The 23,422-nt window shown below is 59.4% G+C and carries 23 protein-coding genes; 13 read left to right on the forward strand and 10 right to left on the reverse strand.

From position 1 onward, the window contains the following. Nucleotides 1-179 precede the first annotated feature (179 nt). From thpR to folK, 6 genes are all read left to right on the forward strand, one after another. A complete protein-coding gene (gene thpR / locus BVU99_RS00190; protein ID WP_025304220.1) occupies nucleotides 180-722 on the forward strand; it encodes an RNA 2',3'-cyclic phosphodiesterase in 543 nt (180 codons plus the stop codon). After that, the gene (sfsA, locus tag BVU99_RS00195; RefSeq protein ID WP_060419704.1) at nucleotides 719-1,426 is read left to right on the forward strand and encodes a DNA/RNA nuclease SfsA; all 708 of its coding nucleotides are present in this window, start codon (nucleotides 719-721) and stop codon (nucleotides 1,424-1,426) included. Before thpR ends, sfsA begins: the two co-directional genes overlap by 4 nt. Nucleotides 1,427-1,609: 183 nt before the next feature. Continuing rightward, nucleotides 1,610-2,065, forward strand: a complete 456-nt coding sequence (gene dksA, locus BVU99_RS00205) for an RNA polymerase-binding protein DksA (protein ID WP_004937569.1) — start codon at nucleotides 1,610-1,612, stop codon at nucleotides 2,063-2,065. 72 nt (nucleotides 2,066-2,137) lie between these two features. Further along, entirely contained in the window at nucleotides 2,138-3,049 is a 912-nt protein-coding gene (gene gluQRS, locus BVU99_RS00210; RefSeq protein ID WP_025304222.1) for a tRNA glutamyl-Q(34) synthetase GluQRS, read from the forward strand. A 292-nt stretch (nucleotides 3,050-3,341) separates the two neighbouring features. After that, entirely contained in the window at nucleotides 3,342-4,658 is a 1,317-nt protein-coding gene (pcnB, locus tag BVU99_RS00215) for a polynucleotide adenylyltransferase PcnB (protein ID WP_025304223.1), read from the forward strand. Beyond that, nucleotides 4,658-5,158, forward strand: coding sequence for a 2-amino-4-hydroxy-6-hydroxymethyldihydropteridine diphosphokinase (gene folK / locus BVU99_RS00220; RefSeq protein WP_060448070.1), 501 nt, complete (start codon nucleotides 4,658-4,660; stop codon nucleotides 5,156-5,158). Before pcnB ends, folK begins: the two co-directional genes overlap by 1 nt. A 5-nt stretch (nucleotides 5,159-5,163) precedes the next feature. Here folK and qseC read toward each other — a convergent pair whose 3' ends face one another. Both qseC and qseB read right to left on the reverse strand, forming a co-directional pair. Then, nucleotides 5,164-6,522, reverse strand: a complete 1,359-nt coding sequence (gene qseC / locus BVU99_RS00225; protein ID WP_099817515.1) for a quorum sensing histidine kinase QseC — start codon at nucleotides 6,520-6,522, stop codon at nucleotides 5,164-5,166. Next, entirely contained in the window at nucleotides 6,519-7,181 is a 663-nt protein-coding gene (qseB, locus tag BVU99_RS00230; RefSeq protein ID WP_004937550.1) for a quorum sensing response regulator transcription factor QseB, read from the reverse strand. The genes qseC and qseB overlap by 4 nt, the downstream gene beginning before the upstream one ends. Before the next feature lie 166 nt (nucleotides 7,182-7,347). On the opposite strand from qseB, the gene panB reads away from it, so the two are divergent. The 3 genes from panB to panD all read left to right on the forward strand — a co-directional run bounded on the left by panB (nucleotide 7,348) and on the right by panD (nucleotide 9,546). Further along, nucleotides 7,348-8,142 (forward strand): 3-methyl-2-oxobutanoate hydroxymethyltransferase, encoded by a 795-nt coding sequence (gene panB / locus BVU99_RS00235; RefSeq protein ID WP_004937548.1) that lies wholly within the window; start codon nucleotides 7,348-7,350, stop codon nucleotides 8,140-8,142. A 23-nt stretch (nucleotides 8,143-8,165) separates the two neighbouring features. Continuing rightward, nucleotides 8,166-9,020, forward strand: coding sequence for a pantoate--beta-alanine ligase (panC, locus tag BVU99_RS00240; RefSeq protein WP_089181281.1), 855 nt, complete (start codon nucleotides 8,166-8,168; stop codon nucleotides 9,018-9,020). 145 nt (nucleotides 9,021-9,165) lie between these two features. Further along, nucleotides 9,166-9,546 (forward strand): aspartate 1-decarboxylase, encoded by a 381-nt coding sequence (gene panD, locus BVU99_RS00245; protein WP_004937544.1) that lies wholly within the window; start codon nucleotides 9,166-9,168, stop codon nucleotides 9,544-9,546. 34 nt (nucleotides 9,547-9,580) lie between these two features. Here the strand turns inward: panD and BVU99_RS00250 are convergent, their stop codons facing one another. From BVU99_RS00250 to BVU99_RS00260, 3 genes are all read right to left on the reverse strand, one after another. After that, the gene (locus BVU99_RS00250) at nucleotides 9,581-10,861 is read right to left on the reverse strand and encodes a polysaccharide deacetylase family protein (protein WP_025304228.1); all 1,281 of its coding nucleotides are present in this window, start codon (nucleotides 10,859-10,861) and stop codon (nucleotides 9,581-9,583) included. A gap of 177 nt (nucleotides 10,862-11,038) precedes the next feature. Further along, nucleotides 11,039-11,809 (reverse strand): ABC transporter permease, encoded by a 771-nt coding sequence (locus BVU99_RS00255; protein ID WP_004937535.1) that lies wholly within the window; start codon nucleotides 11,807-11,809, stop codon nucleotides 11,039-11,041. Then, nucleotides 11,806-12,729: an ABC transporter ATP-binding protein gene (locus BVU99_RS00260; RefSeq protein WP_015379030.1), complete on the reverse strand. Its 924-nt coding sequence runs from the start codon at nucleotides 12,727-12,729 to the stop codon at nucleotides 11,806-11,808. Before BVU99_RS00260 ends, BVU99_RS00255 begins: the two co-directional genes overlap by 4 nt. Nucleotides 12,730-12,939: 210 nt before the next feature. Between BVU99_RS00260 and can the strand changes: the two genes are divergently transcribed. Next, entirely contained in the window at nucleotides 12,940-13,596 is a 657-nt protein-coding gene (gene can, locus BVU99_RS00265) for a carbonate dehydratase (RefSeq protein ID WP_016930066.1), read from the forward strand. 38 nt (nucleotides 13,597-13,634) lie between these two features. Here the strand turns inward: can and hpt are convergent, their stop codons facing one another. Next, nucleotides 13,635-14,171 carry a hypoxanthine phosphoribosyltransferase gene (gene hpt, locus BVU99_RS00270; RefSeq protein ID WP_048234659.1) on the reverse strand — a complete coding sequence of 179 codons (537 nt, stop codon included), beginning with the start codon at nucleotides 14,169-14,171 and terminating at the stop codon, nucleotides 13,635-13,637. Nucleotides 14,172-14,269: 98 nt separating this feature from the next. Next, nucleotides 14,270-15,913 (reverse strand): multicopper oxidase CueO, encoded by a 1,644-nt coding sequence (gene cueO / locus BVU99_RS00275; RefSeq protein WP_025304229.1) that lies wholly within the window; start codon nucleotides 15,911-15,913, stop codon nucleotides 14,270-14,272. Between the two features lie 217 nt (nucleotides 15,914-16,130). Here cueO and BVU99_RS00280 point away from each other — a divergent pair, with 217 nt between their 5' ends. The 3 genes from BVU99_RS00280 (at nucleotide 16,131) to speD (ending at nucleotide 18,289) form a co-directional block, all read left to right on the forward strand. Further along, the gene (locus BVU99_RS00280; RefSeq protein ID WP_004937515.1) at nucleotides 16,131-16,478 is read left to right on the forward strand and encodes a YacC family pilotin-like protein; all 348 of its coding nucleotides are present in this window, start codon (nucleotides 16,131-16,133) and stop codon (nucleotides 16,476-16,478) included. Nucleotides 16,479-16,603: 125 nt separating this feature from the next. After that, nucleotides 16,604-17,467, forward strand: a complete 864-nt coding sequence (gene speE / locus BVU99_RS00285; protein WP_089181282.1) for a polyamine aminopropyltransferase — start codon at nucleotides 16,604-16,606, stop codon at nucleotides 17,465-17,467. Between the two features lie 27 nt (nucleotides 17,468-17,494). After that, complete coding sequence (gene speD, locus BVU99_RS00290) at nucleotides 17,495-18,289, forward strand: adenosylmethionine decarboxylase (RefSeq protein ID WP_004937510.1); 795 nt, start codon at nucleotides 17,495-17,497, stop codon at nucleotides 18,287-18,289. A 32-nt stretch (nucleotides 18,290-18,321) separates the two neighbouring features. On the opposite strand, the gene yacL is transcribed toward speD, so the two are convergent. The 3 genes from yacL to lpdA form a co-directional block, all read right to left on the reverse strand. Then, on the reverse strand, nucleotides 18,322-18,684 hold the full coding sequence (gene yacL, locus BVU99_RS00295; protein ID WP_004937507.1) for a protein YacL: 363 nt from the start codon (nucleotides 18,682-18,684) through the stop codon (nucleotides 18,322-18,324). Nucleotides 18,685-18,823: 139 nt separating this feature from the next. After that, entirely contained in the window at nucleotides 18,824-21,421 is a 2,598-nt protein-coding gene (gene acnB / locus BVU99_RS00300; protein WP_043141310.1) for a bifunctional aconitate hydratase 2/2-methylisocitrate dehydratase, read from the reverse strand. A gap of 515 nt (nucleotides 21,422-21,936) precedes the next feature. After that, complete coding sequence (gene lpdA / locus BVU99_RS00305) at nucleotides 21,937-23,361, reverse strand: dihydrolipoyl dehydrogenase (RefSeq protein WP_004937500.1); 1,425 nt, start codon at nucleotides 23,359-23,361, stop codon at nucleotides 21,937-21,939. Nucleotides 23,362-23,422 lie beyond the last annotated feature (61 nt).

Raw genomic sequence — 23,422 nt, forward strand, 5'->3', positions numbered from 1 at the left:
GTGGTGGTTAACGTTAAACGGCGTACAGTGTAGCATTAGCTTTGCCCCCGTAGCCTTTCAAACTGCGGCGTCGTTAGCTATAGTACGGAGCTCATCCATGCGCCCCGCTTCGCGCGAGACCGTTGCAAACCGCATTCAAGTCTGTTCCTGACGGATTTGTCATTATTTACCGAGCCCCCATGTCCAATTCGCGCCGCCTGTTTTTCGCCCTGTCTTTGCCTGATGCCCTGCAACAGCAGGTGATCCGCTGGCGCGCCGAGGCGTTTGCGCCGGAGGCCGGCCGACCGGTGGCGGCGGCCAATTTGCACCTGACGCTGGCGTTTCTTGGCGAGGTCACCGCGCAGAAAGAGCTGGCGCTGCGCAAACTGGCCGGCCGCATCGTTCAACCCGGCTTCAGCATGCGGCTCGACGATCTCGGCCATTGGCCGCGCCCCGGCGTGGTCTGGCTCGGCACCCGCCGCGCACCGCGCGGGCTGCTGCAGCTGGCCGAGCTGCTGCGTTCGCAGGCCGCCCGCAGCGGCTGCCACCAAAGCGCGCTGCCGTTCCATCCGCACATCACGCTGTTGCGCGCCGCCACCCAGCCGGTGGCCATCCCGCCGGCGACGCCGGGCTGGGCGTTCAGCGCCGACGCCTTTTCCTTATATGAGTCGGTGTTCGAAAACGGCCGCACCCGCTATCAACACCTCGAACAGTGGCCGCTGGCCAAGCAGGCATCCGCATGATTTTCTCTCCACCGCTGCGTTCCGCCACGCTGATCAAACGTTACAAGCGCTTTCTGGCGGACGTGATCACCCCGGAAGGGGAAACCTTTACGCTGCACTGCGCCAATACCGGCGCCATGACCGGCTGCGCCACGCCCGGCGATACCGTTTGGTACTCCACCTCGGACAACCCCAAACGTAAATACGCCCACAGCTGGGAGCTGACCCATACCCAACAGGGACACTGGATCTGCGTCAACACCCTGCGCGCCAACGCGCTGGTGCGCGAGGCGATTGAACACAATTCAATCAATGAATTATCCGGTTACAGTAAAATTAGTGGCGAAGTGAAATACGGCGGTGAAAACAGCCGTATCGATTTGTTATTACAGGCAGAAAATCGGGTTAACTGCTATATTGAAGTTAAGTCAGTCACATTACTGCAACAACAACGTGGTTACTTTCCTGATGCGGTAACGCTCAGAGGGCAAAAGCATCTGCGTGAGTTGCTCAGCGTGGTTGAAAGCGGGCAACGGGCGGTGTTGTTCTTTGCCGTGTTACACAGCGGTATTGAGCAGGTCGCACCGGCACATCATATAGATGAGCGCTATGCGGCGCTGTTGGCACAGGTCCGGCAGTTGGGAGTGGAAGTGGTTTGCTATGGGGCAAAATTATCACCTGACGGTATTTATCTCTGCGATAAGCTGCCGTTTTTTATCGATTAGCGCAGTCGGGTCCCTATAAATAGACAACCGGCCAGCACGATCGCCAAATACGCCCTCCTTCACACGATTGTCAAGCGGGCGACAGGAATAATTGCCAACCTACCTTCCTTCTGTTATTTATAGCGGCCTGTTTTTCCCCCGCATTGGGGATTCGATAGTGCGTGTGTATGTAGGAGAAGCAACATGCAAGAAGGGCAAAACCGTAAAACCTCGTCCTTGAGCATTCTCGCCATCGCTGGGGTGGAGCCGTACCAAGAGAAGCCGGGCGAAGAGTACATGAACGACGCCCAGTTGTCGCATTTCAAGCGCATTCTTGAAGCGTGGCGCAACCAGCTCAGGGACGAAGTGGACCGTACTGTATCGCATATGCAAGAAGAGGCAGCCAACTTCCCTGATCCGGCCGACCGCGCTACCCAGGAAGAAGAGTTCAGCCTTGAACTGCGTAACCGTGACCGTGAACGCAAACTGATCAAAAAGATCGAGAAAACGCTGAAGAAAGTGGAAGACGATGATTTCGGCTACTGCGAATCTTGTGGCGTGGAGATCGGCATTCGTCGACTCGAAGCGCGTCCGACCGCCGATCTGTGCATCGACTGCAAGACGCTGGCTGAGATCCGCGAAAAGCAGATGGCCGGCTAATACCGTTGTTACCGCTGCGGCGTGCGCACCTGCGTGCGCCGCACAGAGAAAAGGGAACCTCTCCCCTCTGATATGCAAGAAAGTCATTATGTGGGGCGCTTTGCCCCATCGCCTTCCGGGGATCTGCATTTCGGTTCGCTGATTGCCGCTCTGGGAAGCTACCTTCAGGCTCGCGCCCAACGCGGGCAGTGGCTGGTTCGCATCGAAGATATCGACCCGCCGCGCGAAGTCCCCGGCGCCGCCGCTCGCATCCTGTCCGCGCTGGAACATTATGGTCTCCACTGGGACGGCCAGGTCATCTATCAATCCCAACGTCACGATGCCTATCGCGCCGCGCTGGATCTGTTGCAGCGCCAGGGGCTCAGCTATTACTGCACCTGCACCCGCAGCCGCATCCAGCACATCGGCGGATTGTACGACGGCCACTGCCGCGATTTGCAGCTCGGCCCGCAGGGTGCCGCCATCCGCTTGCGTCAGACCGCCCCCGTTTACCGGTTCCACGATCGCCTGCAGGGAGAATTGCACGCCGATCCGGCGCTGGCGGGGGAAGACTTTATCATTCGCCGCCGCGACGGGCTGTTCGCTTACAATCTGGCGGTGGTGATCGACGACCATTTTCAGGGCGTGACCGAGATTGTCCGCGGCGCCGATCTGATCGAACCGACGGTGCGCCAAATTGCCCTTTACCGCCAGCTGCAGGCGCCGGTGCCCACTTATGTGCATCTGCCGCTGGCGCTGGGTGCCAACGGCATCAAGCTGTCGAAGCAAAACCATGCGCCGGCATTGCCCGCTGGCGATCCGCGGCCGGTGCTGATCGCCGCGCTGAAATTTCTGCGCCAACCGCTGCCGGAAAGCTGGCAAGATCTTGACCTGCCATTATTATTGAGCTGGGCGATCGAACACTGGCGGTTGGAAAACGTGCCGCGTCAGGAGGCTATCCCTCTGGATGAAAACACGCCGGCATTCTCAAAGGAGCCATGGTGAGCTATGATTAGCCGCTATTTTTTGTTAGCTCCATTTTTATCAGTCACTATCGAGGTGTACCATTTTTACCCGAGTAGCCAACTTCTGTCGTAAGGTACTGACCCGCGATGACAAGCTGCCCCGCGACGACGCGGCGGCCGGCGATAAAAACGTAGTCCGCGAAGAGCGTGCCGCGGCGCCAAGCCGCCCTGCGCCGCAGCCGCGCGCCGCCGATAACGGCAGCAACGCCCCTGCCCGCCGCTCAACGCCGCGCAAGCGTCCGCCTTTTCCTATCGCCGAGAGCAACGACTCGATGACCGTGATCCCGCGCGAACAGCACTCGATCTCCCGTAAAGACATCAGCGAAAATGCGCTGAAAGTGCTTTATCGCCTGAACAAGTCCGGCTACGAGGCCTATCTGGTCGGCGGCGGGGTGCGCGATCTGTTGCTCGGCAAAAAGCCGAAAGACTTCGACATCACCACCAACGCCACGCCGGAGCAAGTGCGCAAGCTGTTCCGCAACTGCCGCCTGGTCGGCCGCCGTTTCCGCTTGGCGCACGTGATGTTCGGGCCGGAGATCATCGAAGTGGCCACCTTCCGCGGTCACCACGAACAGAATCAGGAATCCGACAAGAACTCGTCTCAGCAGGCGCAAAACGGCATGCTGCTGCGCGACAACATCTTCGGTTCGATCGAGGAGGACGCCCAGCGCCGTGATTTCACCATCAACAGCCTGTACTACGGCGTGGCGGATTTCACCCTGCGCGATTACGTCGGCGGCCTGAACGATCTGAAGCAAGGCGTGATCCGCCTGATTGGCGATCCAGAAACCCGCTACCGCGAAGATCCGGTGCGCATGCTGCGCGCGGTGCGCTTCGCCGCCAAGCTGGATATGCGCATCAGCGAAGAGACCGCCGAGCCGATCCCGCGCCTGGCCTCGCTGCTGCACGAGATCCCGCCGGCGCGCCTGTTCGAAGAATCCCTCAAGCTGCTGCAGGCGGGTTACGGTTTCCAGACCTACCTGAAGCTGTGCGAATACCAGCTGTTCCAACCGCTGTTCCCGCTGATCGCCCGCAACTTCACGCCGAACCACGATACGCCGATGGAGCGCATTCTGGCGCAGGTGCTGAAGAACACCGATCACCGTCTGCAGAACGACATGCGCGTCAACCCAGCCTTCCTGTTTGCCGCCATGCTGTGGTACCCGCTGCTGGAGCACGCGCAGAAGCTGGCGCAGGAAAGCGGCCTGGCGTACTACGACGCCTTCGCGCTGGCGATGAACGACGTACTCGACGAGCAGTGCCGCTCGCTGGCGATCCCGAAACGCATCACCACGCTGGTGCGCGATATCTGGCAGCTGCAGCTGCGCCTGTCCCGCCGTCAGGGCAAACGCGCGCACAAACTGATGGAACATCCGAAATTCCGCGCCGCCTATGATTTGCTGGCGCTGCGTGCGGAAGTGGAAGACAATCAGGAGATGCTGCGTCTGGCCGAGTGGTGGGGTGAGTTCCAAGACGCCACGCCGGCGCGGCAGAAAGCCATGCTGAGCACCCTGGGTGACGATCCGGCGCCGCGCCGCGCGCGTCAACGCCGTCCTCGTCGCCGGGCACCGCGTAAAGAAGGGGCATAATGATCCGCGTTTATATCGCGCTGGGCAGCAACCTGGCGCAGCCGCTGCAACAGGTTAACGCCGCGCTGGAGGCGCTGGAGCATCTCCCGCGCACCCGGCTGGTCACCTGTTCTTCGTTTTACCGCACCAAGCCGCTGGGGCCGCAAAACCAGCCGGACTTTCTCAACGCGGTGGTGGCGCTGGATACCCTGTTGCCGCCCGAACAGCTGCTCGACCATACCCAGGCGATAGAACGCAATCAGGGGCGCGTGCGCAAGGATGAACGCTGGGGGCCGCGCACGCTCGATTTAGACATCATGCTGTACGGCGACAAGGTGATCCATACCGATCGCCTGACCGTACCGCATTACGGCCTGAAAGAGCGCGAGTTCATGCTCTACCCGCTGGCGGAAATCGCCCCCGAGCTGATTTTCCCCGATGGCGAACCGCTCGCCAGCTGCCTCAAGCGCGTGCCGGAAAACGGCATGGCGCTATGGCATCAGCCAAAACCGAAATCCTGACTCACCTACAATGCCAACCGCGCAACGAATCCCCCCGCCGGGCGATTGGCGAAACTGATCTGTAGACCATGCAAGCCGGCAATACGCTGCACGATAGATAACCCCAGCCCGCTGCCGGTTTGTTCCTGTCCCGGCGGGCGATAGAAACGTTCTCCGAGCCGCGCCAGATGCTCCGTGGTCACCCCCGGACCGTCGTCCTCCACCGTCAGCGAACGTTCGCTCAGCGTTACGGTGACGACGCCGCCCTGCGGGGTATAGCGCACTGCGTTGTCCAGCAAGTTGCGCAATAGCAGCGACAACAGCAAGGTTTCCCCCTGACGCGGCGGTGGCGTTCCCCGATGTTCATAGCGCAGCATCACACCCGCCGCATGGGCCTGCCGATCCTGTTCCGCCAGGGTCATCGTCACCAGATCGTTCCAGTCGATCGGCGTCAGCTCGGCCAGATCCGACAGCGAATCCAGCCGCGACAGCGTCAGCAGCTGATCCACCAGCCGGGTCGCGCGATCGATGCCGACCGTCAGATTGTCCAGCGCGTGCTCGCGCATCGGCGCATCATCCCCCGCCAACTGCACCACTTCGGTCTGCACCCGCAATGCCGCCAATGGGCTGCGCAATTCGTGCGCGGCATCGGAGGTGAAGCGTCGCTCTCGCACCAGCAAAGCGTTGATGCGAGCGAACAGCGCATTGAGCGCATCCACCAGCGGGCGCACCTCGGTCGGCACCTGGCGCGCATCCAGCGGCGTGGCGTCATCGGGTGCACGCCGACGCAAACCGGCGGCCACCGCACGCAGCGGCCGCAGCTCGCGCCCCACCATCAGCGCGATCAGCAGCATCAGCACCGGCAGCGTCGCCAGCCAGGGCACCAATTGGCCCGTCACCATGCCCAGCGCCATATCGCGCCGGTAATCCCACTCCTGCCCCACGACAATGCGGTAGCGCCCGTCCGGGCTGGTCAACCATACCAGGCGCCAGCTGTCGTCATCGCCTTTGCGCTCACCGTCGGTAAAACCTTCACGCTCCCCGTCAAACAGGAAATCAGCGCCGTTCTCGCCGTCGTTGAGCAGCATCTTGCCTTGGCGATCGAAGATGGCGAACGCCAGCGCGTCGTCGTCCTGCTCGCCGCGCTTGCCGTGGTGCACCAGCTTCTTGGTTTTCGGCAGGCTGCGCGCGCTTTCATCGGCCAGCAGATCGCCGAGGTTGGCGGTCGCCAGCCGTTTGGCGAACAGCATCTGCTGGGTGTCGAACACTTCGTTGATGGTGTTGCGCGACATCACCCAGGCCACCACGCTGGCGGTGCTCCAGGTCAGCAGCGCCAGCAGGCTGAAGATCAGGATCAGGCGCAGCCGCAGGCTGAGACGCTTCACGGCGCATCCCCCAGCGTGTAACCCACGCCGTGGATGGTACGGATGAAGCCGTTGCCCAGCTTGCGCCGCAGGTGGTGAATATGTACCTCCACCGCGTTGCTGCTCACCTCGTCATCCCAGTTGTACAGCTTCTCCTGGATCAACGGCCGCGCCAGCACCCGCCCCTTGTTGTGCAGAAACAGCTCCAGTACCGCCAATTCGCGCGGCGTCAGCGTCACCGGCTCGCCGTTGCAGCTCACGCTGCGGGTGGCGCTGTCGAACACCACGTTGCCGTGCGTCAGCTGTGGCATCAGTTGGCCGTGGCGACGGCGGATCAGCGCCTGCAGGCGCGCCGCCACTTCGGCCAGCGCGAACGGCTTGCACAGGTAATCGTCGGCGCCGCTTTGCAGCCCGCTAACCCGCTGCTCCAGCGCGTCGCGGGCGGTGAGGATCAGCACCGGCACGTCCTGCCCCGCCTGGCGCCACTGGCGCAGCAGATCCAGGCCGTCGAGGCCCGGCAGGCTGAGATCGAGGATCACCGCGTCGTACGGCGCACTGTCCAGCGCATTTTTGCCGACGGCGCCGTCGGTGAACCAGTCCAGATTGAAGCCGAGTTTGGTCAGCCCGGCCTTGATGCCGTCACCGATCAGTTTGTCATCTTCGATCAACAGAATTCGCATGAGTATCCCTTTTGAGTCTTGGCGCCATTGCACCACAAGGTTCTTAAGAACCGCTTAAGCATGGCGATCCGCGCTACCCACCCCGATCGGGTTACAGTAGAATGGCTGCACTTTTTTGCAGCCTGGGCCTGCGTAAGCCGCACGGCCCGTTTCAGGAGACGTTGTGATGAAACCCACCACCGTGACCCATTTGCGCCAGTGGAAACAGGAGCAGCGCAAGTTTGCTACCCTTACCGCCTACGATGCCAGCTTTGCCAAACTGTTTGAAGAGCAAGGCATCAAAGTCCTGTTGGTGGGCGATTCGCTGGGCATGACGCTGCAGGGCCACGACTCCACGCTGCCGGTCACCGTCGCCGACGTGGCCTACCACACGCGCGCCGTGCGCCGCGGCGCGCCGGCCTGCCTGCTGCTGGCCGATCTGCCGTTCATGAGTTACGCCACCCCGGAACAGACCTTCGCCAACGCCGCCGAGCTGATGCGCGCCGGCGCCAACATGGTGAAACTGGAAGGTGGCAGCTGGCTGTGCGACACGGTGAAAATGCTCGCCGAGCGCGCCGTGCCGGTGTGCGGCCACCTGGGCCTGACGCCGCAGTCGGTCAACGTGTTCGGTGGCTATAAGGTGCAAGGGCGCGACGAACTGGCCGCCAAACAGCTGCTGCAGGACGCGCAGAATCTGGAACTGGCCGGCATTCAGCTGCTGGTGCTGGAATGCGTGCCGACCGAGCTGGCGCGCCAGATCACCGAAGCGCTGTCCATTCCGGTCATCGGCATCGGCGCCGGCAACGGCACCGACGGCCAGATCCTGGTGATGCACGACGCCTTCGGCATTACCGGCGGCCACACGCCGAAGTTCGCCAAGAACTTCCTGGCGCAGAGCGGCGATATCCGCACGGCGGTGCAGCACTACATTCAGGAAGTGGAGCAAGGCCTCTACCCGGCGGCTGAACACTCTTTTAACTAAGCGATGGTTCCAGGAGTCACCCAATGATTATTATCGAAACCCTGCCGCTGCTGCGTCAGCAGATCCGCCGCTGGCGCCAGGAAGGCAAACGCATCGCGCTGGTGCCGACCATGGGCAACCTGCACGACGGCCACATGACGCTGGTCGATGAAGCGCGTGCCCGCGCCGACGTGGTGGTGGTGAGCATCTTCGTCAACCCGATGCAGTTCGATCGGCCGGACGATCTGGCGCGCTACCCGCGCACGCTGCAGGAAGACAGCGAGAAGCTGACCCGCCGCGGCGTCGATCTGGTGTTCGCCCCGGCCCCGGCCGCGGTCTATCCGCAGGGGCTGGAGCAGCAGACCTACGTCGACGTGCCCGGCATCTCCAGCATTCTGGAAGGCGCAAGCCGGCCGGGCCACTTCCGCGGCGTTTCCACCATCGTCAGCAAGCTGTTCAACCTGGTACAGCCTGATTTGGCCTGCTTCGGCGAGAAGGACTACCAACAGCTGGCGCTGATCCGCAAAATGGTGGCGGACATGGGTTACGACATCGATATCGTCGGCGTGCCGACCGTGCGCGCCAAAGACGGCCTGGCCCTCAGTTCGCGTAATGGCTACCTGACCGCCGAAGAGCGCAAGATCGCGCCGCAGCTGAGCAAGATCATGAACGCGCTGGCACAGCAGCTGGCCAATGGCGAGCGCCAGGTCGAAACGCTGTTGGAGCAGACCGCCGAGCAACTGCGCGCCGCCGGCTTTACGCCGGATGAGCTGTTTATTCGCGACGCCGACAGCCTGCAGCCGCTGACGGTAGATAGCCAGCGGGCGGTGGTGCTGATGGCCGCCTGGCTGGGCAAGGCGCGTCTTATCGACAACCAGCAGGTTGACCTGACGCTATAAGCCGTTTTTTATACTATCGTCACCCTGAAGCCTTGGCCATTGGTAGACAATGGCGGAGCAATCGGTGACGATAGAGATTGCAGGGATGCAGGAGAGATGTTCAACCCCAGCGCCTGTGAAGGCCGATATTCAGTTAGGTAAAGCTATGATACGTACTATGCTGCAAGGCAAGCTGCATCGCGTCAAAGTCACTCAGGCTGACTTGCACTATGAAGGATCCTGCGCCATCGACCAGGATTTTCTGGAAGCCGCCGGCATTCTGGAATATGAAGCGATCGATATTTACAACGTGGATAACGGCCAGCGCTTCTCCACCTACGCTATTGCCGCCGAGCGCGGTTCGCGCATCATTTCTGTCAACGGTGCCGCCGCGCGCTGCGCCTGCGTGGGCGACAAACTGATCATCTGCTCCTATGTGCAAATGACCGACGCCGACGCCCGCCAGCACCACCCGAAAGTCGCCTATTTCGAAGGTGACAACAACCTGCAGCGCAAGGCGAAAGCCGTGCCGGTTCAGGTCGCCTGACAATAAAACGGGCGCCTTACGCGCCCGTTCTTCCCTACTGCACCACCACCGTACCCGGCTTGTTGGCTATCCGATCCGCCATGGTCTGGATCGAGTCGGTGCGCAGAATATACAGCCGCTTCAGCGTATAGGGGTTATCCCCCGGCTTCACCTTGCCCTGCACCGTGGTCACCGCCAGATGGAACCCGGCGTCCTGCGCCGCCTGAATCGCCCGTTGGTTATAACCGCCGAACGGGTAGGACACATACAGCACGTGCGGGTTGAACTGCGACAGCGCGCGGCGCGAGCGCTCAAAATCGAACTCGATATTGTGCAACGAACGGCTCAGCAAAATCGGCTGGCGGTTGCCATCGGTGCGGTGCAGAAAATGGGTATGCGACTGCACGTCGAACACGTCCTGAATCTGCTTGAGCTCCGAAACGCTCATAAACTGCAGCGAGTCCGGGTTCCATTTCTGCGGGTGGCGTTTGATGCGCGAAGAGATGATGAACGCCGTGGCGCGGAAACCGTAATCCTTCAGCACCGGGTAAGCGTAGCGATAAACCGACTTCAGCCCGTCGTCGAAGGTCAGCACGATCGCCTTGCCCGGCAGGTTGATCTGATTTTTCAGGTAGGCTTCCAGCTGATACAGCGAAATGGTGTCGTAGCCCGCCTGCTTCAGATAGGTCATTTGGTTGCTGAACGCCACGTCTGAGGTGGTGGTCGAGGTGTGGCGGAAGCGTTTGTTCTCTTCGTTTTTCAGCAGGTGGTGGTAAGTCAGCACCGGTATGCCGTTATCGATCTCGCAGTCCAACTCATTAATGAACCCCAGCCGCTCGCCGATGTTGACCTCGTACCAGGTGTTGTTCAGGCGATCCTTCAGCTTGCCGATGATAGGATAGCGCAGGTTGCCTTCCAGCGTGCCCAAGACCTCGCTGTCCTTGTCCGCTGCGGTGTATACGTCGATCGTTTTTTGCGTGATCAGATTCTGGTTGGTCAGCGGTTTGTTCAGCTCGCCCAAATCGTCTTGCACCTTGCGCGACTTCTTCAATTCACGCACGTCGTCTTTATCGATAAAGCCGGTACCGTGCCCGAATTTGAATTCGTAGTATTCCGCATCCGCCGGGAAGACTTGGATCAGCTGCCCGCGCTTCACTTCCCCTACCGGGATCACATGCTCGCCCACCAACGCATAGACTTCGCTATCGCGCTGCGCTTCCATGTATTCAGATTTAACCGCGCCGTCTTCCGACAGCAGATTAGCCAGGCTCACAGGGGAAACCAACGACATCAGAATGCCGAGTAACCCAGCCGTTAACGTGTATTGAGACCGCATGATGATGTTCTGCTTACGAGTGCGTAATGACAAAAGTGAAGGAAATGTGGAGCGCCAGCATAGCACGATTTGAACAGCGGGGAACTAGCGGTTATTTGAGCAATTCTATTGATTTACGCGCCGCCTGCGCCAAATCAAGAAAGGCGCTCCCGCCGGGAAAGCGGGAGCGCGATATGATCAGCTGCGCAGGCCGCGGCCGCGCTCGATCAGATACCAGGACAGCAGATAGAACACCGCGATAAACGCCACCAGCACCGCCATAGTGAACGCCAGCGGCACATCGTTGATGCCGAGGAAGCCGTAGCGGAAGCCGCTGATCATATAGACGATCGGATTCAGCTTGGACACCGCCTGCCAGAATGGCGGCAGCAGCGACAGCGAGTAGAACACCCCGCCCAGGTAAGTCAGCGGCGTCAGCACGAAGGTCGGGATCAGGCTGATATCATCGAAAGTGGTGGCAAACACCGCGTTGATCAGCCCCGCCAGCGAGAACAGGATCGCCGTCAGCAACAGCGTCAGCGCAATCACCCACCAGGCGTGCACCTGCAGCGGCACGAAGAACAGCGAGATGATGGTCACCAGCACGCCGACGCAGATACCGCGGGCCACGCCGCCGCCGACATAGCCGGCGATCACCACGTGGGTCGGCACCGGCGCCACCAGCAGTTCCTCAATGTTGCGCTGAAACTTGGCGCTGAAGAACGACGAGGCGACGTTGGCATAGGAGTTGGTAATGACCGCCATCATGATAAGGCCGGGCACGATGAACTGCATGTAGCTGAAGCCGTGCATATCACCGATACGCGAACCGATCAGGTTACCGAAGATGATGAAGTACAGCGTCATGGTGATCACCGGCGGCACCAGGGTCTGGATCCAGATGCGCGCGAAGCGGTTCACCTCTTTGGCCCAGATGCTTTGTAAGGCCACCCAATACAAACGCGTCATGCTTTCTCTCCATTGCCGTTAACCAGGGTGACAAACAGCTCTTCCAGGCGGTTCGCCTTATTGCGCATGCTCAGCACCTGCACGCCCTGCGCGCTCAGCTGGGCGAACAGGCCGTTCAGCCCCTGCTCGCGCATCACCTCCACTTCCAGCGTCGAGGTATCCGTCAGGCGGCTGTGGTAACCATCCAGCTTCGGCAGCGGGCTCTTCGCCGCCAGATCGAGGATGAAAGTTTCCGACTTCAGCTTGGCCAGCAGCCCCTTCATCGAGGTGTTTTCCACCAGTTCCCCGTTCTGGATGATGCCGATGTTGCGGCACAGCATTTCCGCCTCTTCCAGATAGTGGGTGGTGAGGATGATGGTGGTGCCTTGGGCGTTCAGCTCTTTCAGGAAGCCCCACATCGAGCGACGCAGTTCGATATCCACCCCGGCGGTCGGCTCATCGAGGATCAGCAGCTTCGGCTGATGCATCAACGCGCGGGCGATCATCAGACGGCGCTTCATGCCGCCGGACAGCATACGGGCGCGCTCGTTGCGCTTGCCCCACAGATCCAGCTGATTGAGGTATTTCTCGGCGCGCGCCATCGCTTCACGCCGCGTGACGCCGTAGTAACCCGCCTGGTTCACCACGATCTGCAACACGGTCTCGAACGGGTTGAAGTTGAACTCCTGCGGCACCAGGCCGAGCTGGCGCTTGGCGTTGACGATGTCTTTATCGATGTCATAACCGAACACCCGCACGCTGCCGGCGGTTTTGTTCACCAGCGAGCTGATGATGCCGATGGTGGTGGACTTTCCGGCGCCGTTTGGCCCCAGCAGGGCATAAAAGTCCCCCGCTTCGACGCTCAGGTCGATGCCGCGCAGCGCCTTGACGCCACCGGCGTAAGTCTTGGTCAGCTGCGCTAATTCCAGTGCATAATTCATATGTAAAATAGTACCTTATAACGATGAGTATGCCGCCGCGCCCCTGTTTGCGAGGCTTGAAACACTAACAATAATCCTAGCATCGACGGCGTTTTCACTGCGTCGAATCCGTGCGGTAAATGAGGTTGCACCACTGTTCCGATTTCCAAATTGTGACGCTTACCCTATATTACTCCAACGCAATCTGTTCGTTACGGGTCAATCACCTTCATGAAAGAAATCGAAGAGCTTATCGCCAACAACCAGGCCTGGTCGGCCAATATCAGTCAGGAAGACCCGGAATTTTTCGAACGTTTAGCCCAGGCGCAAAAGCCCCGCTTCTTATGGATTGGTTGCTCTGACAGCCGCGTTCCTGCAGAACGCCTGACCGGCCTCGAGCCGGGTGAACTGTTCGTCCATCGCAACGTGGCGAACCTCGTGATCCACACCGATCTTAACTGCCTGTCGGTGGTGCAGTATGCGGTAGATGTGCTGGAAGTCGAACACATCATCATCTGCGGCCACCTGGGCTGCGGCGGCGTGCAGGCGGCGGTGGAAAACCCGGAACTGGGATTGATCGACAACTGGCTGCTGCACATTCGCGATCTGTGGTACAAGCACAGCTCGCTGCTGGGCGAGCTGCCGCCGGAACAGCGTTTCGACATGCTGTGCGAGATCAACGTCATTGAGCAAGTGTACAACCTGGGCCACTCCACCATCATGCAGTCCGCCTGGAAGCGCGGCCAGAAGGTGATGATTCACGGTTGGGTGTACGGCATTCAGGACGGCCGTCTGCGCGATATGGAAGTGCTGGCGACCAGCCGCGAGAGCCTGGAGATGGGCTACCGCAAAGCGATAGCCAAACTGAAGCAGGATAAAGGCGTATAACCCCGCCGCGGGCGCGGCTTGCCGCGCCCCACATCCAATTACTCGTCCAGCAGCACCACTTTGCCGACGTACGGCAGGTGACGGTAGCGCTGAGCGTAGTCGATGCCATACCCCACCACGAACTCATCCGGGATCGAGAAGCCGACATATTCGACCGGCACCTGCACTTCACGGCGCTCAGGTTTGTCCAGCAAGGTGCAAATCGCCAGCGATTTCGGCCCGCGCAGCGCCAAAATCTCGCGCACTTTGTTCAGCGTGTTGCCGGAATCGATGATGTCTTCCACGATCAGCACGTCTTTGCCGCGAATGTCTTCGTCCAGATCCTTGAGGATCTTCACGTCGCGGGTGGTGGACATACCGCTGCCGTAGCTGGAGGCGGTCATAAAGTCGACTTCGTGCGGCACGTCGATCGCGCGGCAGAGATCGGCCATGAACATGAAGGAGCCGCGCAGCAGCCCGACCAGTACCATGTCGCTGCCGCTGTCGCGGTAATGTTCGGTGATCTGGCGGCCAAGTTCGGCGATACGGGTCTTAACTTCCTGCTCGGAAATCATTACGTCTACAGTGTGTTTCATAGTATTCAGGTCAGTTGCCGGAAGAAAGGCGCAGAGTTTAGCATAGCCTTTCGCCGGTGGCGACGCGAGCGCACCGCCACCTGAGCGATGAACCGCGATCAGTCGTCGACGGTAAAGCCCATCATCATGCCGGTATCTTCATGCTCCAACAGGTGGCAGTGGGCCATATACGCATGTTCGCTGCTTGCCGGATGATCGAAACGCACCAGCACTTCGCTGCGCCAACCTTCGACGCGCACCGTGTCCTTCCAGCCGCTGCGATGCGCCGCCGGCGGTTTGCCGTTTTCCGAAAGGATACGGAACTGGGTGCCGTGAATGTGGAACGGGTGCAGCATCATGTCGCCCTCACCGGAAATGGTCCATTTTTCATACTGGCCCCGTTTGGCGGCAAACATCGGTTTGTTCATGTCGAAGGCCTTGCCGTTGATCATGTTGCCGTGGCTGAAATCGAACGGTTTGGCTTTGCTCTGCGCGCCGCCGTGATCCATCCCGGCCATCTTGCCATGATCCATGCCCTTCATATTGCCGTGGTCCATGCCCTGCATGCCGCCCTTCTCCATGCCTTTCATGTCTCCAGCGCCCGTCGCGCCATGATTCATGCTCATGCCGGCCATCGCCTGATGACCATAACGATCCATCAGCGCCTGCATGCCGAGCATATCCAGCTGCGGATCCATCATCAGCTGCAGCCAACGCTCCTGGATACCAGTGGTGGCAGGCAATGTCGGCAGCTTCACCAGGCTGTCCGGCATGGTTTTGATACCCTGTGCCAACGACGGCTGAATGCGCAACACCGGCAGCGGCTGATCGAACGGAGCCAGCGTCATGCCCATCTGTTTCACCGGCAGCGTCACGATATCGAACGCTTTCCCGTCGGAGGCATCCACCAGCACTTCAAAGCGTTCGCCCATCAGCATCGGCAGCTCGGTCAGCTTCACCGGCTCAGCCAGGAAACCGCCGTCGCTGGCGATAACATACAGCGGACGGTTGTCACTGGCCGCCAGATTCAACGAGCGGGCGTTGCAACCGTTGAGAAAACGCAGACGCAGCCAGCCGCGCGGCGCCAGATGTTGCGGATACTGCGCGCCGTTGGTGAACATGCGATCGCCAAACCAGCCCACCGCCGCGCTCATCACGTCCAGGCGGTATTCGATCTGCGCGTCTTTGCCCAGCCGCTTATCCTGCAGGATCACCGGAATATCATCCTGCCCCCAGGTTTTCGGCAGCGGCAGTTTGGCGCTTTCATCGTCTTCCAGCAGCACCAACCCCGCCAGCCCCATCATCACCTGGCTGCCGGTTTTACCGTGCGTGTGCGGGTGGAACCAGCAGGTAGCGGCCGGTTGTTCGACGGTGAAATTCACCGTGCGCGTCGCACCGGGGTGGATCAGCGCCTGCGGGCCGCCATCGACGTCGCCGGGAATTTCCAGCCCATGCCAGTGGACGGTACTGGCCTCCGCCAGGCTGTTTTTGATATCGACCGTCACCGGCTGGCCACGCTGCAGCTTCACCGCCGGCCCGAGCAGCGCGCCGTTGAATCCCCAGGTTTTGGTGGCGGCACCGGGCAACCAGCGGGTTTCACCCGCCTGCAGCGCCAGCGCAATCTTTCCCTGCGCGTCCGGCATCAACAGCGGCGGTACCGGCAAGGCCGGCCGATCGGCCGCCCAAGCGGCCCGGCTCCATAACGGCAATGCGCTCGCCGCGCCCAGCGCAGCGGTTAATTTAATAAAATCACGGCGTAACATCGCTGACTCCCTTTTCTCAGTGACATAACTCAATGCCGTCAGCCTAAACCTTCCCCCAGGCGGAAGGTCAAGCCTTTCCTGGCGGTATTTTAAGCTATGCCTCACAATCAAGAGAGTATGACCGGCACGCGCGACGCCGGCCCGGCAGCAATAAAATTTGGTGCCTTTACAGGCAAGTGTGGTAACGTCAGCAGACGACAAACAGGCCTATTTCATGATGAAAAAAACAACGTTATCGATGCTGTTGCTGGCGATGCTGGGCTTCTCCAACGCCAGTCTGGCGCTGAATGAATCCGAGGCGGAAGATCTGGCCGATCTGACGGCGGTATTTATTTATTTGAAAAATGATTGCGGCTACAACGATTTGCCAAATGCGCAAATCAAACGCGCCATTGTCTATTTCGCGCAACAAAACCGCTGGGATTTGAGCAACTACAACAGCTTTAACATGAAGGCGCTGGGCGAAGACAGCTATCGCGATCTCAGCGGCATCGCCATTCCAACGCCTAAGAAGTGCAAATCGCTGGCGCGCGACTCTTTGAGCCTGCTGGCCTACGCCAACTAATTCCGCCCCTCTCCCCCACCCGCCTTTCGCTCTCTCTGTCTGAAATTCAACCGTGCATCGCCAGACAGAGTTAGCTATGATGTTGCGCCGATTTTTCATGGCTGTTATTACGGAGTTTCCCGCACATGACCCAGAAAGAAATTTGGTACGAAACGCTGCATACGGGCTTCGGCCAGTATTTCTCGGTAGAGAAGGTGCTGTACCGCGAGAAGACCGATCATCAGGATCTGGTGATCTTCGAGAACCCGGTCCTGGGGCGCGTGATGGCGCTCGACGGCGTGGTGCAAACCACCGAGCGTGACGAGTTCATCTATCACGAAATGCTGACCCACGTGCCGCTGCTGGCGCATGGCCAGGCGAAGAAAGTGCTGATCATCGGCGGCGGCGACGGCGGCATGCTGCGCGAAGTCAGCCGGCATCCTGGCGTGGAGCAGATCACCATGGTCGAGATCGACGCCGGTGTCGTCGAGTTCTGCCGCCAATACCTGCCCAACCACAGCGCCGGCGCCTATGACGATCCGCGCTTCAAGTTGGTGATCGACGACGGCGTCAACTTCGTGAATCAAACCGACGAAACGTTCGATGTGATCATCTCCGACTGCACCGATCCGATCGGCCCCGGCGAAAGCCTGTTCACCTCGGCGTTTTATGAAGGCTGCGCCCGCTGCCTGAATGAGGGCGGCATTTTCGTTGCGCAGAACGGCGTCTGCTTCCTGCAACAGGATGAGGCGGTCAACAGCCACGCCAAACTGAACCGCTACTTTACCGACGTCAGCTTCTATCAGGCAGCGATCCCGACCTATTACGGCGGCATCATGACCTTTGCCTGGGCGAGCCAGAACCCGGCGCTGCGCCAGATCGATCTGCCGACTCTGCAACAACGCTTTAACCAAAGCGGCCTACACTGCCGTTATTACAACCCGGCAATTCACGTCGGCAGCTTTGCCCTGCCGCAATATTTGCTCAATGCCCTGAACGTAACACGTTAAGCGAGAAGATAAAGGAGGTGGCCTAAATTGCATAAGCTAAAACTGCACGGCTTCAACAACCTGACCAAGAGCCTGAGTTTTTGTATTTACGATATTTGTTATGCCAAAACCGCGGACGATCGCGACGGCTATATCGCCTACATAGACGAACAATATAACGCCAACCGGCTGACCGAGATCCTGAGCGAGACCTGCTCGATCATCGGCGCCAATATTCTGAACATCGCGCGTCAGGACTACGAGCCGCAGGGCGCCAGCGTCACCATCCTGGTCAGCGAAGAGCCCATCGATCCGAAAGACGTCGATACGTCGGAACACCCAGGCCCGTTGCCGAATACGGTCGTCGCGCACCTGGACAAAAGCCATATCTGCGTACATACCTACCCGGAAAGCCATCCGGAAGGCGGGCTATGCACCTTTCGCGCCGATATCGAGGTCTCGACCTGCGGCGTCATTTCGCCCCTCAAGGCGCTGAACTACTTAATTCACCAGCTGGAATCCGACATCGTCACCATGGACTATCGCGTGCGCGGTTTTACCCGCGACGTGAACGGCGTGAAACATTACATCGATCACGAGATCAATTCGATCCAGAACTTTATGTCGGAAGACATCAAGGCGCTGTACCACATGATGGACGTGAACGTTTACCAGGAAAATATCTTCCATACCAAGATGTTGCTGAAAGATTTCGATCTGAAACACTACCTGTTTAACGCGGAGCCGGAGGCGTTGAGCGCAGCCGAACGCAAGCAGATCACCGATCTGTTATGGAAAGAGATGCAGGAAATCTATTACGGCCGCAATATTCCGCATCTGTGATGGAAAGGGCGCGGCACGCCGCGCCCTGATGCTTAGTACTTCAGCATGAAAGAACGATAGGCCTTCAACACCAGCAGGAAGTCCTCAACGCCGCAGAATGAGAGGCTTTCTTCGTCGTAGTAGTTCATCCCCTCTTCCATTTCATCGCCCTCAAACTCCAGCTGATTGGCGCGGATCATCACTTCTTCACCATCCATCAGCAGCGTATATTCATGGCCTTCCAGCTGCCATTGACGCTCGCTGCCTTTGACCTCGGCCGCACCGGCTTCAATCCGGTCCAGCAGGTTGAAATCGCCTTTAACTTCTTCGTTGATCCAGTGGCCAATCGCTTCATGCCCCATCGAAAATCTGACGATCACCTGACCGGTGACGTCACGCAGAAATTCGTAATCCATAGCATGCCCTCCTGAGCCCTTTTTCTTAGTGTAAACATAAATGGCGGACTAACTCAGTGAGCGCTCGCAAAGTTGGCAACTGAGCAAAATAAAACGGGAGGCCAAGGCCTCCCGTTAAACAGTTGCGCAATATAGCGGCTTACACGGCGGTTTGGAAGATCACGCCGTCGGCTTTTTCGGTGTACTGCCCCAGCTGGTCAAAGTTCAGGTAGCGGTAGGTATCCGCCGCCGTCTTGTCGACCTGCGCCATATAGGTCTGGTACTCGTCCGGCGTCGGCAGGCGACCCAACAGGGACGCTACCGCGGCCAGTTCGGCAGACGCCAGATAGACGTTGGCACCGGTGCCCAGACGGTTCGGGAAGTTACGGGTCGAGGTGGAGACCACCGTCGCGCCGTCCGCCACGCGCGCCTGGTTGCCCATGCACAGCGAGCAGCCCGGGATCTCGATACGCGCACCGCTCTTGCCGAAGACGCTGTAGTAGCCTTCTTCGGTCAGCTGAGCCGCATCCATCTTGGTTGGCGGCGCCACCCACAGACGGGTCGGCAGCTGGCCCTTGTGCTGATCCAGCAGCTTGCCGGCCGCGCGGAAGTGGCCGATGTTGGTCATGCAAGAACCGATGAACACTTCATCGATTTTGCTGTTGGCCACGTCGGACAGCAGGCGTGCGTCGTCAGGATCGTTCGGCGCGCACAGGATCGGCTCTTTGATCTCGTTCAGATCGATGTCGATCACCGCTGCGTATTCCGCATCCGCATCGCCTTCCAGCAGTTGCGGATCCGCCAGCCATTTTTCCATGCCCTGAATACGGCGCTCCAGCGTACGGCGATCGCCGTAGCCTTCGGAGATCATCCACTTCAGCAGCACGATGTTGGAGTTCAGGTACTCTTCAATCGGCGCCTTATCCAGCTTGATGGTACAACCGGCGGCGGAACGTTCGGCGGACGCATCGGTCAGCTCAAACGCCTGCTCGACCTTCAGATCCGGCAGGCCTTCGATCTCCAGAATGCGGCCGGAGAAGATGTTTTTCTTGCCCTTCTTCTCGACGGTCAGCAGACCCTGCTGGATCGCGTAGTAAGGGATGGCGTGCACCAGATCGCGCAGGGTGATGCCCGGCTGCATTTTGCCTTTGAAGCGCACCAGCACCGACTCAGGCATATCCAGCGGCATCACGCCGGTCGCGGCGGCAAACGCCACCAGGCCGGAACCGGCCGGGAAGGAGATGCCGATCGGGAAGCGGGTGTGGGAATCGCCGCCGGTGCCGACGGTGTCAGGCAGCAGCATACGGTTCAGCCAGGAGTGGATCACGCCGTCGCCCGGACGCAGCGAGACGCCGCCGCGGTTCATGATGAAGTCAGGCAGCGTGTGGTGCGTGGTCACGTCGACCGGTTTCGGGTACGCGGCGGTGTGGCAGAACGACTGCATGACCAGGTCGGCGGAGAAGCCGAGGCAGGCCAGGTCTTTCAGCTCATCACGGGTCATCGGGCCGGTGGTGTCCTGAGAACCGACGGAGGTCATCTTCGGTTCGCAGTATTCGCCAGGGCGAATACCGGCGACGCCGCAGGCGCGGCCGACCATTTTCTGCGCCAGCGAGAAGCCTTTGCTGCTCGCGGCAACCGGTTTGGCGATGCGGAACACGTCGCTGTGCGGCAGGCCGAGCGCTTCGCGCGCCTTGGTGGTCAGGCCGCGGCCGATGATCAGCGGGATACGGCCGCCGGCGCGCACTTCATCCAGCAGCACGTCGGTTTTCAGCTCGAAGTTGGCGATCAGCGCGCCGGTTTCGTGGTTGCGCACTTCACCTTTGTACGGGTAAACGTCGATCACGTCGCCCATGTTCAGCTCGGACACGTCCACTTCGATCGGCAAGGCGCCGGCATCTTCCATGGTGTTGAAGAAGATAGGCGCAATCTTGCCGCCCAGCACCACGCCGCCGCCGCGCTTGTTCGGCACATGCGGGATGTCGTCGCCCATGAACCACAGCACCGAGTTGGTGGCGGATTTACGGGAGGAACCGGTGCCGACCACGTCGCCGACGTAGGCCAGCGGGAAGCCTTTCTTGTTCAGCAGCTCGATCTGTTTGATCGGGCCGACGCTGCCCGGCTGATCCGGCACGATGCCTTCACGTTCGTTTTTCAACATCGCCAGCGCGTGCAGCGGGATGTCAGGACGCGACCAGGCGTCCGGCGCCGGAGACAGGTCATCGGTGTTGGTTTCGCCGGTGACTTTGAACACGGTGACGGTGATCTTTTCCGCCAGCTCAGGGCGCGACAGGTACCATTCGGCATCGGCCCAGGACTGCATGATCTGCTTGGCGTGCGCGTTGCCGGCTTTCGCCTTCTCTTCCACATCGTAGAAGTTGTCGAACATCAGCAGCGTGTGGGACAGCGCTTTAGCGGCGATCGGCGCCAGCTTTTCGTTGTCCAGGGCTTCGATCAGCGGATGAATGTTATAGCCGCCCTGCATGGTGCCTAACAGTTCAATGGCTTTCTCGGGGGTAACCAGGGGGGATGTCGCTTCACCTTTGGCGATGGCCGCCAGGAAACCTGCTTTGACGTAGGCGGCTTCGTCGACGCCCGGTGGAACACGGTTAATCAGCAGGTCTAACAGGAATTCTTCTTCGCCTTTTGGCGGATTCTTCAGTAGTTCGACCAGCGCGGCCATTTGGGTGGCGTCTAGCGGCTTAGGGGCGATGCCCTCAGCAGCACGCTCGGCTACGTGCTTACGGTATTCTTCTAGCACGACGTTCTCCTCGCTCTCATTGTCATTTATTGTGCCTGGCGTATATGCAAACCGGGTTTATACCCTTGGGGTTTCACTCTGTGGCTAGGCGATCGGCCCGTAAAGGCCCCGAAACGGTGATTGGGGCAAACAAGCACGGTCAAACAGCGTTACAGCATGAAAGACTGATGGGTAGAGCGCACGGCGATATTGATGCCATCTATCCTGACGGGGCACTGCTGTCGATGTCCTGGACTGTAAGGTACAGTGCCCGGTTCCGCTCAGCCAGCATATCAGGATTTGAAACGGTTGTTAATTCGTTCACATAAAAGCAACATTAAATCTTTGCTGAATCGTTGAGCGCAGCGTAATCGGCTGCCGGACTAGCAGAGCATTATATCCACATAATTAAAATGGATATAAGCATAAGGATCGGAATTTGGCGCAGCGGCCACAAAAATACCGCTTGGTGCATCTGAGCAAAAAAAAACGGCCCCTTCTCAGGAGCCGCTTGTTTACCGGTCAAACCAGCAGAATTACTTCTTCTTGGCTTTCGGGTTAGGCAGGTCGGTGATGCTGCCTTCGTAGATTTCCGCCGCCAGGCCCACGGATTCGTGCAGGGTCGGGTGAGCGTGGATGGTCAGCGCGATGTCTTCCGCGTCGCAGCCCATCTCGATAGCCAGACCGATTTCACCCAGCAGTTCACCGCCGTTGGTGCCGACAATCGCGCCACCGATGATGCGGTGAGTTTCTTTGTCGAAGATCAGTTTGGTCATGCCGTCTGCACAGTCGGAAGCGATCGCACGGCCGGAAGCCGCCCACGGGAAGGTGGAGGTTTCGTAGCTGATGCCTTTCTCTTTCGCTTCTTTCTCGGTCAGACCCACCCATGCCACTTCCGGCTCGGTGTAAGCGATGGATGGGATCACTTTCGGATCGAAGTAGTGCTTCATGCCGGCGATAACTTCTGCGGCAACGTGGCCTTCGTGCACGCCTTTGTGCGCCAGCATCGGCTGACCGACGATGTCGCCGATAGCGAAGATGTGCGGCACGTTGGTACGCAGCTGTTTGTCGACGTTGATGAAGCCACGCTCGTCAACTTCAACACCGGCTTTGCCAGCATCCAGCAGTTTGCCGTTCGGCACGCGGCCGATCGCCACCAGCACCGCGTCGTAACGCTGTGGTTCTGCTGGCGCTTTTTTACCTTCCATCGTGACGTAGATGCCGTCTTCTTTGGCTTCTACCGCGGTCACTTTGGTTTCCAGCATCAGGTTGAACTGCTTGCTGATACGCTTGGTGAAGACTTTCACCACGTCTTTATCTGCCGCCGGGATAACCTGATCGAACATTTCAACGACGTCGATCTGTGAACCCAGTGCATGGTATACGGTGCCCATTTCCAGGCCGATGATGCCGCCGCCCATAACCAGCAGACGCTCTGGGACGGTTTTCAGTTCCAGCGCATCGGTGGAATCCCACACGCGTGGATCTTCATGAGGAATGAATGGCAGTTGGATCGGACGAGAACCTGCAGCGATGATGGCGTTGTCGAAGTTGATGGTGGTTGGGCCGTTTTCGCCTTCCACAACCAGGGTGTTAGCGCCGGTGAACTTGCCCAGGCCGTTGACCACTTTCACTTTACGGCCTTTCGCCATGCCAGCCAGACCGCCGGTCAGCTGAGTGATGACTTTTTCTTTCCAGACGCGCACTTTGTCGATGTCGGTTTTCGGCTCGCCGAAAACGATGCCGTGTTCGGCCAGCGCTTTGGCTTCTTCGATCACTTTGGCAACGTGCAGCAGTGCTTTGGAAGGGATACATCCCACGTTCAGGCAAACCCCGCCCAGAGTGGAATAACGTTCAACCAGAACGGTTTCAAGACCTAAGTCAGCGCAACGAAAGGCTGCAGAGTAACCTGCCGGGCCCGCCCCAAGTACCACGACCTGAGTTTTAATTTCAGTACTCATCATGACCTCTTAATTGATTGTCCGGCGGGTCAGACGTCATTTTTATTGCTAATCGATCTCA

It is taken from the genome of Serratia sp. OLAL2, assembly GCF_002752475.1.
Taxonomy (GTDB): Bacteria; Pseudomonadota; Gammaproteobacteria; order Enterobacterales; family Enterobacteriaceae; genus Serratia; species Serratia bockelmannii.